Origin of the sequence: Paroceanicella profunda (assembly GCF_005887635.2) — a bacterium.
Lineage (GTDB): Bacteria > Pseudomonadota > Alphaproteobacteria > Rhodobacterales > Rhodobacteraceae > Paroceanicella > Paroceanicella profunda.
On the sequence record NZ_CP040818.1, the window covers coordinates 1,224,319 to 1,236,783 of the forward strand.

The window sequence follows — 12,465 nt, forward strand, 5'->3', positions numbered from 1 at the left end:
TTTCAGCAATGCCTGGGGAGAGATGCCCGTGTGCCTGCCCCCCCTCTGCGCGAGCCAAGGCACAGGACAGTCCCTGGAACCGGATCTTCCCCCGACAGAGCGTGGCGCCGGGGGCACGCCCGTGCGGCTGCCTAGACGCTCACCACGATCTTCCCGAAATGGCTGCCGGCGGCCTGCCATTCGAAGGCCTCGCGCAGCTCGTCCAGCGGGAACTCCCGGTCGATCACCGGCCGTAGCCCGGTGGCATCGAGCGCCGCGACGAATTCCGTCTGGTGGCGCCGGCTGCCGACGATGAGCCCCTGGAGCCGCTGCTGGCGGGCCATCAGCGCGCTGGTCGGCACCTCGCCACTGCGCCCGGTCAGCACGCCGATCAGCGAGATATGCCCCCCGATCCGCGCCGCGGCGATCGACTGCTCCAGCGTCGCCGGGCCGCCGACCTCGATCACGTGGTCCACGCCGCGCCCGCCGGTCAGCGCGCGCACCTCCGCGCCCCAGTCCGGCGTGGTGCGATAGTTGATCACCGCCTCCGCCCCCAGCGCCCGGACCCGCTCCAGCTTCGCGTCGGAGGAGGATGTGGCGATCACCCGCGCGCCCATCGCCTTCGCGATCTGCAGCGCATAGATCGACACACCGCCGGTGCCCAGCACCAGCACCGTCTCACCCGCCTTCAGCCCGCCGTTCACCACGAGAGCGCGCCAGGCGGTGAGCCCGGCAGTGGTGATGGTCGCCGCCTCGGCATGCGACCAACCTTTCGGGCTGAGGGTGAAGGCGGTGGCCGGCAGGGTGACCCATTCGCGGGCAAAACCGTCGATCCCGTCACCGGGCGTGCCGGAGAAATCCCCCGGCATGTCCGGGCCCTCCAGCCACTGCGGAAAGAAGCCTGACACCACGTGATCCCCGGGCGCGAACCCCTCGACCCCGGCGCCCACACTGTCGACGACCCCGGCGCCATCCGCCAGCGGAATGCGGCCGTCCGCCACCCAGTCCGGGCGGCTGGCCACGATGAGATCATGAAAATTGAGCGAGCTTGCGCGGATGCGCACGCGGATCTCGCCGGGGCCGGGCGGCGGCGTCTCCGGTGCGTCGACCATCACCAGGTTGTCCAGCCCGCCGGGGGCAGCGATCTGCATCTGTCTCATCTTGGGTCCTTCGCAGTGGTCGGATTGGCCCGGGCGGGGACCGAGAGGCGACCCGCCGGAGAATTGCGAGAACCCAGTATCGCAGCCCCGGCCGGCGTTTACAAAACTTCCCGGGCCGGGATGTCCCGTTCGTGAGGCGCGAGTGCCCCTTCCACTGGCCCGATCGACCTCCGGCCGCAGCGCCCTGGCACCACGAACTCCGTGCCAGCCCCACCCGGCGCAGCCGCCGCCAATCGCCCGCAATCCCGCCCCGGCCACGGTGCGAACGGCACGCCACACCCGGCGAACCGGCCCGCGCGGAGCACCAACGCCATCGTGGGCCGTCTCACCGAGTGAGCGGCCCACGCCGGCGGGGAGCGCGCGTCACACCTTTGTGCCGTTGAGCAGCAGCACACCGGCGTTCGACACCGTCAGCCGGTGCTTGGTTCCGTTGGACGCGGTGAGCACGATGGCCGATCCCGCCGTGGCCATCTCGAAATCCGACAGCACATTGAACGGCTCCAGCGCCGCCGGGTCCGTCACCGCGGCCACCACGGTGCCGTTCGAATTCACGTTGGAATGCACCACGTTGTCGAGCCCGCTCATCACGTTCACGCCGATGCCCGTGGTGTCGAAGCAATTGCCCACCACGATGTTGCGGCGCCCGCCGTCGATCACCACGCAGCTTCCGGAATCCGCATCGATGTAGGACCCCACGATCATGTTCTCGGTGGGAATGTAGGCATTCTCGTTGATGATGCGGATCGCGATGCCGTTGCACTCGGTCAGGTTGGCGCCGATGATGAAGTTCTGCCGGGCACCGTCCATCACCAGGTGCGGAAACGGAATCTCCTGCGGCGGATAACCGTGGATCTTGCCGTAAAGCGCGCATTTCCGCGTGCCGGGCCCCCAGTACATCGCGGTATGCCGCGAGCTCTCGATCTGGAAGGTCTTGGGCATGTAGATGTTGTTGCAGGCCGAATTGGCCACTGCGGAGGCGAAGTAGTAGTTGAAGACAATCGCCGGTTTCTGGAAGGCCGGCTTCACCTGCGTGCCGTTGCTGCCGCTGTTTGCGCCCAGCCCGTCATCGCCGCAGCGGGTGCAGGAGAGGTCGAACTCGCTGTCCCACCATTCCAGCGCCCGCACCACGTATCCCCGGCAGTTGAAAACGTTGATCCGCTTCAGGTGCACCTTGCCGGCGCAGACGATGGAGAACACGTCGATGGTGGACTCTCCGTCGCCCTCGATGCTGAGGTTCTCGATGTTGAAGAACTTCGCATGCGGTTGGTTGTAGGCCGAGGTGTCGCCGACGATCTTGATCAGGAAATCCCCGGGTGCGGCAGTCACCTTGATCTTGGTCCGCTCGATACCGTCCCCGACCAGGTTGAGGCTGCAATTCGTGCCGTCGCGCTGCACGTCATAGTCGATGATCGTGCCGCTCACGCGGTACACGCCGCCCTGCGGGCGCAGCGGCACGTTGTTCTTCATCGCCCAGTCATGGGCGGCGCGCAGGGCCACGGTGTCATCGCTGGAATCGCTGGCGGTGGCCCCCCAGTGCTCGTAGGTCGCCGTGCCGTCGGGCGACCATTTCCGCCCGTCGAGCGTGGTGAGCGCGGTACCGCCCGAATCCAGCTTGTAGTGCAGCCCCCCCACGCTGATGTGCTCCGCGCCCGCGGGCACCGCCGTGGTCTGGGCCAGCGCCCGGGTGCTGAACCCGTAGCGCACGGGGGCGAGCAGGTCGCCCGGCGTGGTGTAGCCGCTGCTGCCGCCCGGGCCGTCCGAGGCGTCGGACACATCGAGAATGTAGAGCCTGTCCGTGGCCTCGGGCTGGCTCACGTGATTGGCGATCTGGGAAAGCGTGGTCATGAGCGGGTCTCCAGTGTGAGGGCCAGTCCGGATTCGGTCTGCAGGAAACTGCCGTTCGGCAGGGTCAGCCCCTCGAAGGCGGAGGGGTAGCCGTAGATGCGCCGGGGCATCACGACATCGGAAGGCCAGTAGCTGCCGGTCACCACCACGCCGAACTGCGTCCGGCGGGTGCTGTCGGTATCAATCGTGGTGATGTCGTGGATGCCCGGGTCGAGCACGTCGAGGGAGATCGTCTCCGTGGCGCGCATGCCGGCAGTGGCCCCGGAGCGGACGTAGGTGCCTGCCGCCGTTCCGGCCTCCTCCACCTGGGCACCCCAGATGTAGACAGCCTCTCCGCTGGTGAAGGAGGATGCCCCCCCGAGGCAGGCGCGCAACGCGGTCTCGCCGTCGGGCACCACCTTCGACACCTCGAACCTCTGCCAGCTCGTGGTGACGGTGAGCAGGTTTCCGGCGAAGAGCGTGCCGTCCGCCGTCCGCAGGCGGATGTGGAGATCCACCGTCCCGGACGGGCAGCGGAGCCACAGCGAGAACCTGTACTCCACCCCGGCGATGCAGGGCATCTGCCGATACAGCTCCCCGTTGGCACCGGTGGATTCCAGCAGTTCCGCCGTGATCGTGCCGTCCGGCGCCGCAACGGCATTCGCCGTCACGGTGATCTTGTTGGTGTAGAGCCCGGCGTCGGTGAAATCCTCCGACTGCAGGAAGATGTTTGTGGACGGTGGCTCGATGAGCAGCCCGAGCGGCGCGCCGGCCGCAGTGTGCTGCAGACGCGGCTCATTCGGCCCCGCGAAGGCGATCAGCCCGCCTGCATCGGTGTAGGAGGCCTCCGAGGCCCGGGTGAAGGCGTGCAGGTCGTCGAAATCCGCCGAAGGAATGCCGATGGCGGAATAGCTCCCCGTCTCGTAATCGGCCGAGAAGGCGGGCGTTGCGATGCGCACGATCCAGCTCCGGTCGGCAAAGCCGCCGGTGTTGCTGGCGCGCACGGTGATGGTCGTGTCGCCGGAGGGGCCGGTCGCCGTGCCGGTGATCGCCCCGGAGGCGGAAAGCGACAGCCCGGCCGGCAACGCCGCCGAACCCGGCGCAAGCGCATAGCTCAGCCCCGCGCCGGTGAACCCCGACACGACGGACTGCGTGAGCCCCGGATCGTCGATCCGGAACGCGATGACCGGCGTGCCGCCAAGCGCCACCGGGGGCACGTGCACCACCGTGAGCGCGCCCGAATATTGCGACACCCGCCCGCCGCCGGTGGTCGCGGTCACCCGCAATCGCACGGCGCCCAGCAGGTGGCTGTCGGTGAGCAGCAGCGGCTCGACCACGGCCCCGGTGCCGTTCTGCGCCGGGATATCCGCAGCGTTCAACTGCCAGGACCAGAACAGGTTCTGGTCGGTGATGTTGTCCCAGCTGCCCGTGGTGCCGGTGAGCGAGGCGCCGACCTGCGGAGTGCCCGCGATGGTCGGCGCGCTCGTGTTCACCGGCGGCAGCGGCGGCTCGCGGTTGCCGTAGATCACGGCAAGCGCGAGAGGGTCGAGACCGATCGAGATCATGTCTTACCAGACAGCGATGATTTCGGCGGCGGTGGTCCCGGTGGCATGAACGCGCGAGACACGCGCCGGCAGATACCCCACCGGGTGGTTGCGGAACGTCACCACGGTTCCGCCGAGGGTGGTCACCTTGATGTCCCCGGTCACGCCGATGTAGAGCGCGCGCGAGGCATAGGGCAGGTCCAGCGAGTCGCTCGTGATCACCGCTTCGGCAAATCCGAAGGGCGAGGTGAGGCTCGAGGTCTGGTTCGCGAAAATGTCCTTCACAACAATCTCCTTCCAGGAATGCCGGCGGGAACGCAGCCGGTCGTCCGGAAGGTGATACACGAGGCGCAGGGGGCGTTGCGCGGCCCCGGGGCGGAGCGCCTCGCTGGCCGGGCTCAGCCCTTCAGCAGGGCCACCGCCTCGGCAAGGTCGATCTTCCCGTCATAGAGCGCCCGCCCGGAGATCGCCCCGTCAAGCGGCGCGCCGCAGGCCTTCAGCGCCCGCAGGTCATCGAGCGAGGACACCCCGCCGGAGGCGATCACCGGGATGCGTACCGCCTGCGCCAGCGCCGCGGTGGCGCCCACGTTCGGCCCCCCCATCGCGCCGTCGCGGTCGATGTCGGTGTAGATGATCGCGGCAACGCCGGCGTCCTCGAACTGCCGGGCGAGATCGACGGCCAGCGTGTCCGTGGTCTCCGCCCAGCCCTGCACGGCCACCAGCCCGTCGCGCGCGTCGATGCCCACCGCCACCTGGCCCGGAAAGGCCTTCGCCGCCTGCTTCACCAGCGCCGGGTCGCGCACCGCCACGGTGCCGAGGATCACCCGGGCCAGCCCCTTGTCCAGCCAGCGCTCGATGGTCGCCATGTCGCGGATGCCGCCGCCGAGCTGCGCGGGCACGCGGCAGCGCGCGAGGATGCCCTCCACTGCCGCGGCATTCACGGGCTCGCCGGCGAAAGCGCCATTGAGGTCAACCAGATGCAGCCACTCGCAGCCCGCGTCCTCGAACAGCTTCGCCTGCGCCGCGGGGTCGTCGCTGAACACGGTGGCCTGGTCCATCTCGCCCTTGTAGAGGCGCACGCACTGGCCGTCCTTCAGGTCGATCGCGGGGTAGAGGATCATGGCGGGGCTCCCGTGAGATTGCGCCACAGCCCATAGCGGTTTCGCCGCGGGAATGCAAAGCCGCGGCGGGCGCCCTCAGCCCAGCACGGGCTGGCGGCCGCCGTTGTCGCCGAAGGCCTCCTCGCGCCAGTAGCCGAGCTTCTCCATCACCGGCAGGTCGTTGAAGCAGAACAGGCAGGCATCCTCGGTGTCGGACGCATTCGCATGCTCGTGCCAGGCCCAGGAGGGCACGCAGAAGATGTCGTGCTCCTTCCAGTCGAAGCGCTTGCCGTTGATGATGGAATGCCCCGAACCCTTCGCGCAGTGATAGAGGAAGCTGCCGGTGTGCCGGTGCGCCCGCGTGCGCTCTCCGGGGCGCAGCATCTGCATGCTCGCCCCGATGGTCTGCATCACGTGGCCGCCGGTGGCCGGGTTCACGAATGTCATCATGATCCCGTCGAACTCCGACCCGTCGGAGACCTTCGCATGGCGCTGTAGCGCCTCGTAGGTGGCCTCCCACTCGTATTTCAGCAGCGGCGAGTAGCCCTTGTTCCAGGTATGCCCGGAGGGCACCAGCCCCGGCGCCGCCCAGACCCCGGAGGAATCGTCCACCGGGTAGGTCACCGCCTGGGCCAGGTCCTCGTGCACCGCGTAGGAATTCGCCTCCATCGCGTTGGTGAGCGGGATGTCCAGCCCGTCCTGCCAGATGCAGTCCGTGCCCTCCTCGGCCACCGCGTGCTCATGCCAGGTGCCGTTGGGGGTGAGCACGAAATCATTCGGGCCCAGCGTCATCTTGTGGCCGTCCACCACCGTGTAGGCGCCCTCACCCTCGATGATGAAGCGCAGCGCCGAGGCGGTGTGGATATGCGCGGAGGCCCGCTCCCCCGCCCGCATCACCTGCAGTCCGGAGTAGAGCCAGCCCACCGCCGCCACCACGTCGCGCCGGCCGGGGTTGCTGAGGTAGATCACCCGGCGCCCCGCCTGCTCCGGCGTCACCAGATCGAGCGATTTCAGCACCTTGTCGCGCAGCGCCTCGTAGCGCCACAGAACGGGCACGGAGGCCGACACCGGCTCCCAGGGCTCGATCTTGTTCGCCACGGTCCAGAGCGCGCCGGCCTCCGCCCCGGCCAGTTCCTCGTAATAGGCGCGCAGCTCCGGCGTGGTCTCCACGTTGGCGCGGCCCGCCACGTTCTCGCGATGGCTGTCGTAATCGGTGTCCATGCCCTGTCCTCCGGTCGCATAGTCCCTCACCATCAGGGTGCGTCACGGCGGATCACCAGTCAACGGATTTTATAAAATATCTCTGCAGCTTCCGGACATGCCGGCATTGCTTTATCCGGGGTGCGGCATCGTATAAATTCGCTGCCGGGGGCCGGAGAGGCAGAAAACCGCACGCATGACCGACATCCGAAAACCGCAGGCCGCCGAAAGTCTCGCAGACAGGGCGTATTCCCGGCTGCGCGCCGACATCCTCGACGGAGATTACGCCCCGGGCCAGCCCCTGCGGCTGGAGCCCCTGCGCAGCCGCTACGGCTACAGCTTCTCGCCGCTGCGCGAGGCGCTGACCCGCCTGGCGGCGGACCGCCTGGTCAGCCAGTCCAGCCTGCGCGGCTTCCGGGTGGCCGAACTGTCGCTCGACGAGATGTGGGACATCCTGCGCACCCGCATCCTGATCGAGGGCGAGGCACTGCGGCTGGCCATCGCCTCCGGCGACAACGCCTGGGAGGCGCGGGTCGACGCGGCGCTGGCCGCCTTCGCCCGCTGCGTCGAGGCCCCCGCGCCCGCCATCGACGACGCCAGCGTCGCCTACGAGCAATGCCACGCGGCCTTCCACACCGCGCTGATCGACGCCTGCGGGTCGCCCTCGCTGCTGCGGCTCGCCCGGCAGCTCTATCTGCAGACCGAGCGCTACCGCCGCCCGCACCTGATGTCCGACGCCGCGGACTCGGTGATCGCCGAGCACAGGGCCCTGCGCGACGCAGCCCTCGCCCGCGCGCCCGAAACGGCCACCGAACTGCTGCGCCGGCACTACACCCGCACCGGCCATTTCATCGAGGCGGCCCTCGCCGCCGCCCCGGAGCCCGCCGGGCCCTGACCGGCGGGCGAGGCCCGATCAGGCCCTGATCACCGAATGGCGCAGGGTGCCGATGCCCTGCACGCCGCATTCGATCTCGTCTCCCGGCCACAGCCATTCCTGCGGATCACGCCCGGCGCCCACGCCCTCCGGCGTGCCGGTGGCGATGATGTCGCCCGGCTCCAGCGTCATGCAGGACGAGATGTCGGAGACCAGCGTGTCGATCCGGAACAGCATGTGGCGGGTGTTGGAGCGCTGCTTCTCCACCCCGTTCACGGTGAGCCAGAGGTCCAGCTCCTGCGGGTCGCCGATCTCGTCCGCCGTCACGATGCAGGGGCCGAAGGGCGCGAACGTGTCCTGCCCCTTCGAGACGATCCACTGGCCGGAGCGCCGGTTGTCGCGCGCCGAGATGTCGATCATCACGGAATAGCCGAAGACATGGCTCATCGCCGCGTCCTTCGACACCCGCTGCGCCCGGGTACCGACGATCGCGGCCAGCTCCACCTCCCAGTCCAGCTGCCGGGTGAGCGCACCGTTGTGGCGCACCGGTTCGCCCGGCCCGATGACGGCCGTGGGCGGCTTGGAGAAGATGACCGGCTGCTTGGGCAGATCGCGCGACGTGTCCAGCGTGCGGGCCGATTCCTCCACGTGCTCCACGTAGTTCAGCCCGATGCCGAAGATGTTCTTCGCCGGTCGCGGAATGGGGGCCAGCAGGGTCACGTTCTCCGCCGGCAGCACGCCGGGCACGGGCCAGCTGTCGATGCCCGCCTCCAGCAGGCGCTGCGCGGCGCGCAGTGCCGCCGGGCCGGCCGCGATGAAGTCCAGCATCCGCACGGGCAGAACCGCGCCGCCGGCAGCGCCCAGCATCTCGATATCGACCACCAGCCCGTCGACCAGCGCTCCCAGCCGCGCCTCGGCCTCTACATGCTTGCGATAGGTCACAAGTTTCATTGCCCGTCATCCCTCTTCCCGGGCCGGCTCGCAGCCCGTCGTTGAATTTTATAAAATCCATAGCCACCTGCGCCGGGGCAGGCAACGAAAAATGCGGAGGGGGAAAAGGGCGGGGCGCGGCCGCTCCTTGCTTGCAAGCCCCGCTCCCGCCCTGCAACGTGCTGCGCGCACCCGGCAAGAGAGACAGCACCGCCATGCCCAACATCCTGTTCATCTGCGGAAAGGCCCGGCGCAGAAGCCCGACGGCCGCCACTGTCGCCGCCGATCAGCTTCAGGTGCCCACGGATTTCGCCGGCCTGAGCGCGGATGCGGACGAGCGCGTGACCCCGGAGCACCTGGACTGGGCGGATATCGTGGCGGTGATGGAAAAGCCGCAACTCGCGCGCCTGAAGCGACAGCTCGGAGCGTCACTCAAGGGCAAGAAGCTCGTCTGCCTGGATATTCCCGACCGCTACGCCTTCATGCAGCCGGAACTGGTGGAGCTGCTCACGCGCAAACTGGGCTGCATCCTGCCGGCCGGTCGCTAGCCCGGCCGCTCCACACAGTCAGGTCGCCCCTCAGGGCTTCCACTTCAGGAAATTCGCGATCACCCGCAGCCCGGTCTTCTGGCTCTTCTCCGGATGGAACTGGGTGCCCACGATATTGCCCCGCGCCACCGCGGCGGTGATGAACTCGCCGTAGGCCACATGGGCGATGCGGTGCGAGGGCTCGCGCGGCATCAGGTGGTAGGAATGCACGAAATAGGCGTGGTCGCCCGGCTCCACCCCCTCGAACACCGGGTGCGGCCGGTCGATCATCAGCTCGTTCCAGCCCATGTGGGGGATCTTCAGCTCCGGGTCGTTCGGCACCATGCGCACCACGTCACCGTGGATCCAGTCGAACCCCGGGGTCTCGCCATGCTCCAGCCCGCGGGTGGCCATCAGCTGCATGCCCACGCAGATGCCCATGAACGGCGTGCCCTGCTTCACCCGCTCGGAGATCGCCTCGAACATCCCCTCCACGGCCATCAGCCCGGCGCGGCAATCGGCGAAGGCGCCCACACCCGGCAGCACGATACGGTCCGCCGCCAGCACGTCCTCGGCCTTGCCGGAGACCAGCACCAGCCCGCCGCCGGTCTCGGCCGCCATGCGCTGGAAGCTCTTCTCGGCCGAGGCGAGGTTGCCGGAGCCGTAATCGACGATGACGGTCCTCATTCGCTCAGCGTCCCCTTGGTGGAGGGCACCGCGTCGGCGCGGCGCGGGTCGGTCTCCAGCGCCATGCGAAGCGCGCGGGCCACGGCCTTGAAGGCGGCTTCGGCGATGTGATGGCTGTTGACCCCGTCCAGCCGCTCGACATGCAGCGTGATGCCGGAATTCATCGCGAAGGCGGTGAAGAACTCGCGCACCAGCTGGGTGTCGAAGCTGCCGATCTTCTCGGTCGGGAACTCCACCTTCCACACCAGGAAGGGCCGGCCCGAGATGTCGAGCGCGGCGCGCACCAGCGCCTCGTCCATCACCAGCATGCAGGAGCCGTAGCGGGTGATGCCGCGCTTGGCGCCCACCGCCTCCGCCAGCGCCCGGCCGAGCGCGATGCCCACATCCTCCACCGTGTGATGGTCGTCGATATGCTGGTCGCCGCTGGCACGCACCCGCATGTCGATCAGCGCGTGGCGGGCAAGCTGGTCCAGCATGTGGTCGAAGAACCCCACGCCGGTGTCATTGTCGTACCTGCCGCTGCCGTCGAGGGCGATTTCGACGCGGATATCGGTTTCGGCGGTCTTGCGGGCGATCTCGGCCTTGCGCATCGGGCTCTCCTCATGCTCGTCGCTCCTATAGCGCGGCAGGCGGGCTGGTGCAAAGCACCTCGTCGCCCTATATGGCCCCCTGAAAGAAGGAGGCAGGCAATGGAAGCATGGCACGGAACCACCATCATCGGCGTCCGCAAGGGCGGCAAGGTCGTGGTGGCGGGCGACGGGCAGGTCAGCCTCGGGCAGACCGTGATCAAGGGCACCGCGCGCAAGGTGCGCCGGCTGTCGCCCGGCGGGCGTGACGTGGTCTGCGGCTTCGCGGGTTCCACCGCCGATGCCTTCGCCCTGCTCGAGCGGCTGGAAACCAAGCTCGAGGCCGCACCCGGCCAGCTGCTGCGCGCCTGCGTCGAGCTCGCGAAGGACTGGCGCACCGACAAGTACCTCCAGAAGCTGGAGGCGATGCTGATCGTCACCGATGGCACCGAACTCCTCGTGGTCACCGGCGCGGGCGACGTGCTCGCCCCCGAGCATGACGTGGCCGCCATCGGCTCGGGCGGGAACTTCGCCCTCGCCGCCGCGCGCGGCATGATGGATTCGGACCGCGACGCCGAGGCGATCGCCCGCCGCGCGATGGCCATCGCCGCGGACATCTGCGTCTACACCAACGGAAATCTCACGGTCGAGACCATCGGCTGACACTGCCTTTCCCGGGGAGGGCCGGTGGCCGCACAGCAGGCCCGCCCGCCCCGGCCACGCTCTGACGGAGGACACATGACGGACCTTACCCCCAGGGAGATCGTCTCCGAACTCGACCGGTTCATCATCGGGCAGTCGGAGGCCAAGCGCGCCGTGGCCGTCGCGCTGCGCAACCGCTGGCGCCGCAAGCACCTGCCGGACGAGATCCGCGAGGAAGTCTACCCGAAGAACATCCTGATGATCGGGCCCACCGGCGTGGGCAAGACCGAGATCTCCCGCCGGCTGGCCAAGCTCGCCCGCGCGCCCTTCATCAAGGTGGAGGCCACGAAGTTCACCGAGGTGGGCTACGTGGGCCGCGACGTGGAGCAGATCATCCGCGACCTGGTGGAGAGCGCCATCATCATGGTGCGCGAGCAGAAGCGCGAGACGGTGGAGGCCCAGGCCCATCACGCGGCGGAAGAGCGCGTGCTCGCCGCCCTCTGCGGCGCCGATGCACGTGACGCCACCCGCGACATGTTCCGCCGCAAGCTGCGCTCCGGCGAGCTGGACGACACCGAGATCGAGGTGGAGGTGGCCGATACCTCCAACCCGCTGTCGATGCTCGAAATTCCGGGCCAGCCCGGCATGGGCAACGGCGGCCCCGGCATGATGAATCTCGGCGACATCTTCGGCAAGGCCCTCGGCGGCGGCCGCAAGCAGAAGCGCAAGCTCACCGTGTCGCAGAGCCACGCCATCCTGCTGGCCGAGGAGGCCGACAAGCTCGTGGACCAGGAAAGCGTCACCCGCGACGCGCTGGAGACAGTGGAGCAGAGCGGCATCGTCTTCATCGACGAGATCGACAAGGTCTGTGCGCGGGCCGAGGCGCGCGGCGGCGACGTGAGCCGCGAAGGCGTGCAGCGCGACCTGCTGCCGCTCATCGAGGGCACCACGGTCTCCACCAAATACGGCCCGGTGAAGACCGACCACATCCTGTTCATCGCCTCCGGCGCCTTCCACATCGCCAAGCCGTCGGACCTGCTGCCCGAACTGCAGGGCCGCCTGCCCATCCGCGTGGAGCTGCGCGCCCTCACAGAGGCGGATTTCGTCCGCATCCTGAGCGAAACCGACAACTCCCTCACCCGCCAGTACATCGCGCTGATGCTGACCGAGGAGATCACCGTCGAATTCACCCCCGAAGGCACCGAGGCGCTGGCGCGCATCGCCGCCGAGGTGAACCGCACGGTGGAGAACATCGGCGCCCGCCGCCTGCATACGGTGCTGGAGCGGGTGTTCGAGGAGCTGAGCTTCACCGCGCCGGACCGGGGCGGCGAGACCGTCACCGTCGACGCGGATTTCGTGGAGCGCAACGTGGGCGAACTCTCCCGCAACGCCGACCTGGGCCGCTACATCCTGTAGCCGCCCGGATCTGCGA

At 68.7% G+C, this 12,465-nt stretch carries 13 protein-coding genes; 4 read left to right on the forward strand and 9 right to left on the reverse strand.

From position 1 onward, the window contains the following. Positions 1–131: 131 nt before the first annotated feature. The 6 genes from FDP22_RS05485 to FDP22_RS05510 form a co-directional block, all read right to left on the reverse strand. Positions 132–1,130 (reverse strand): zinc-dependent alcohol dehydrogenase family protein, encoded by a 999-nt coding sequence (locus FDP22_RS05485; RefSeq protein WP_239031874.1) that lies wholly within the window; start codon positions 1,128–1,130, stop codon positions 132–134. Between the two features lie 372 nt (positions 1,131–1,502). Next, entirely contained in the window at positions 1,503–2,984 is a 1,482-nt protein-coding gene (locus tag FDP22_RS05490; RefSeq protein ID WP_138575682.1) for a hypothetical protein, read from the reverse strand. Next, complete coding sequence (locus FDP22_RS05495) at positions 2,981–4,528, reverse strand: Ig domain-containing protein (RefSeq protein WP_138575683.1); 1,548 nt, start codon at positions 4,526–4,528, stop codon at positions 2,981–2,983. Before FDP22_RS05495 ends, FDP22_RS05490 begins: the two co-directional genes overlap by 4 nt. Before the next feature lie 3 nt (positions 4,529–4,531). After that, on the reverse strand, positions 4,532–4,792 hold the full coding sequence (locus tag FDP22_RS05500; protein ID WP_138575684.1) for a spike base protein, RCAP_Rcc01079 family: 261 nt from the start codon (positions 4,790–4,792) through the stop codon (positions 4,532–4,534). A 113-nt stretch (positions 4,793–4,905) separates the two neighbouring features. Beyond that, entirely contained in the window at positions 4,906–5,628 is a 723-nt protein-coding gene (gene hisA, locus FDP22_RS05505; RefSeq protein WP_138575685.1) for a 1-(5-phosphoribosyl)-5-[(5-phosphoribosylamino)methylideneamino]imidazole-4-carboxamide isomerase, read from the reverse strand. A gap of 75 nt (positions 5,629–5,703) precedes the next feature. Further along, a complete protein-coding gene (locus tag FDP22_RS05510) occupies positions 5,704–6,828 on the reverse strand; it encodes a cupin domain-containing protein (RefSeq protein WP_138575686.1) in 1,125 nt (374 codons plus the stop codon). A 175-nt stretch (positions 6,829–7,003) separates the two neighbouring features. On the opposite strand from FDP22_RS05510, the gene FDP22_RS05515 reads away from it, so the two are divergent. After that, positions 7,004–7,702, forward strand: a complete 699-nt coding sequence (locus FDP22_RS05515) for a GntR family transcriptional regulator (RefSeq protein WP_138575687.1) — start codon at positions 7,004–7,006, stop codon at positions 7,700–7,702. 18 nt (positions 7,703–7,720) lie between these two features. Here FDP22_RS05515 and FDP22_RS05520 read toward each other — a convergent pair whose 3' ends face one another. After that, positions 7,721–8,632, reverse strand: coding sequence for a fumarylacetoacetate hydrolase family protein (locus tag FDP22_RS05520; RefSeq protein WP_138575688.1), 912 nt, complete (start codon positions 8,630–8,632; stop codon positions 7,721–7,723). A 194-nt stretch (positions 8,633–8,826) separates the two neighbouring features. On the opposite strand from FDP22_RS05520, the gene FDP22_RS05525 reads away from it, so the two are divergent. Continuing rightward, complete coding sequence (locus FDP22_RS05525; protein ID WP_138575689.1) at positions 8,827–9,159, forward strand: low molecular weight protein tyrosine phosphatase family protein; 333 nt, start codon at positions 8,827–8,829, stop codon at positions 9,157–9,159. 30 nt (positions 9,160–9,189) lie between these two features. Here FDP22_RS05525 and hisH read toward each other — a convergent pair whose 3' ends face one another. Both hisH and hisB read right to left on the reverse strand, forming a co-directional pair. Then, on the reverse strand, positions 9,190–9,825 hold the full coding sequence (gene hisH, locus FDP22_RS05530; protein WP_138575690.1) for an imidazole glycerol phosphate synthase subunit HisH: 636 nt from the start codon (positions 9,823–9,825) through the stop codon (positions 9,190–9,192). Beyond that, entirely contained in the window at positions 9,822–10,415 is a 594-nt protein-coding gene (gene hisB / locus FDP22_RS05535; RefSeq protein WP_138575691.1) for an imidazoleglycerol-phosphate dehydratase HisB, read from the reverse strand. The genes hisH and hisB overlap by 4 nt, the downstream gene beginning before the upstream one ends. 99 nt (positions 10,416–10,514) lie before the next feature. Here hisB and hslV point away from each other — a divergent pair, with 99 nt between their 5' ends. Beyond that, positions 10,515–11,054, forward strand: coding sequence for an ATP-dependent protease subunit HslV (gene hslV / locus FDP22_RS05540; RefSeq protein ID WP_138575692.1), 540 nt, complete (start codon positions 10,515–10,517; stop codon positions 11,052–11,054). 75 nt (positions 11,055–11,129) lie between these two features. Continuing rightward, positions 11,130–12,449 carry an ATP-dependent protease ATPase subunit HslU gene (gene hslU, locus FDP22_RS05545; RefSeq protein ID WP_138575693.1) on the forward strand — a complete coding sequence of 440 codons (1,320 nt, stop codon included), beginning with the start codon at positions 11,130–11,132 and terminating at the stop codon, positions 12,447–12,449. The last annotated feature ends 16 nt before the right edge of the window (positions 12,450–12,465 follow it).

Coding starts and splice junctions, on each gene's coding strand:
- FDP22_RS05485 (WP_239031874.1), bottom strand. CDS start 1,130: ATGCAGATCGCTGCCCCCGGCGGGCTGGACAACCTGGTGATGGTCGAC.
- FDP22_RS05490 (WP_138575682.1), bottom strand. CDS start 2,984: ATGACCACGCTTTCCCAGATCGCCAATCACGTGAGCCAGCCCGAGGCC.
- FDP22_RS05495 (WP_138575683.1), bottom strand. CDS start 4,528: ATGATCTCGATCGGTCTCGACCCTCTCGCGCTTGCCGTGATCTACGGC.
- hisA (WP_138575685.1), bottom strand. CDS start 5,628: ATGATCCTCTACCCCGCGATCGACCTGAAGGACGGCCAGTGCGTGCGC.
- FDP22_RS05510 (WP_138575686.1), bottom strand. CDS start 6,828: ATGGACACCGATTACGACAGCCATCGCGAGAACGTGGCGGGCCGCGCC.
- FDP22_RS05515 (WP_138575687.1), top strand. CDS start 7,004: ATGACCGACATCCGAAAACCGCAGGCCGCCGAAAGTCTCGCAGACAGG.
- FDP22_RS05520 (WP_138575688.1), bottom strand. CDS start 8,632: ATGAAACTTGTGACCTATCGCAAGCATGTAGAGGCCGAGGCGCGGCTG.
- FDP22_RS05525 (WP_138575689.1), top strand. CDS start 8,827: ATGCCCAACATCCTGTTCATCTGCGGAAAGGCCCGGCGCAGAAGCCCG.
- hisH (WP_138575690.1), bottom strand. CDS start 9,825: ATGAGGACCGTCATCGTCGATTACGGCTCCGGCAACCTCGCCTCGGCC.
- hisB (WP_138575691.1), bottom strand. CDS start 10,415: ATGCGCAAGGCCGAGATCGCCCGCAAGACCGCCGAAACCGATATCCGC.
- hslV (WP_138575692.1), top strand. CDS start 10,515: ATGGAAGCATGGCACGGAACCACCATCATCGGCGTCCGCAAGGGCGGC.
- hslU (WP_138575693.1), top strand. CDS start 11,130: ATGACGGACCTTACCCCCAGGGAGATCGTCTCCGAACTCGACCGGTTC.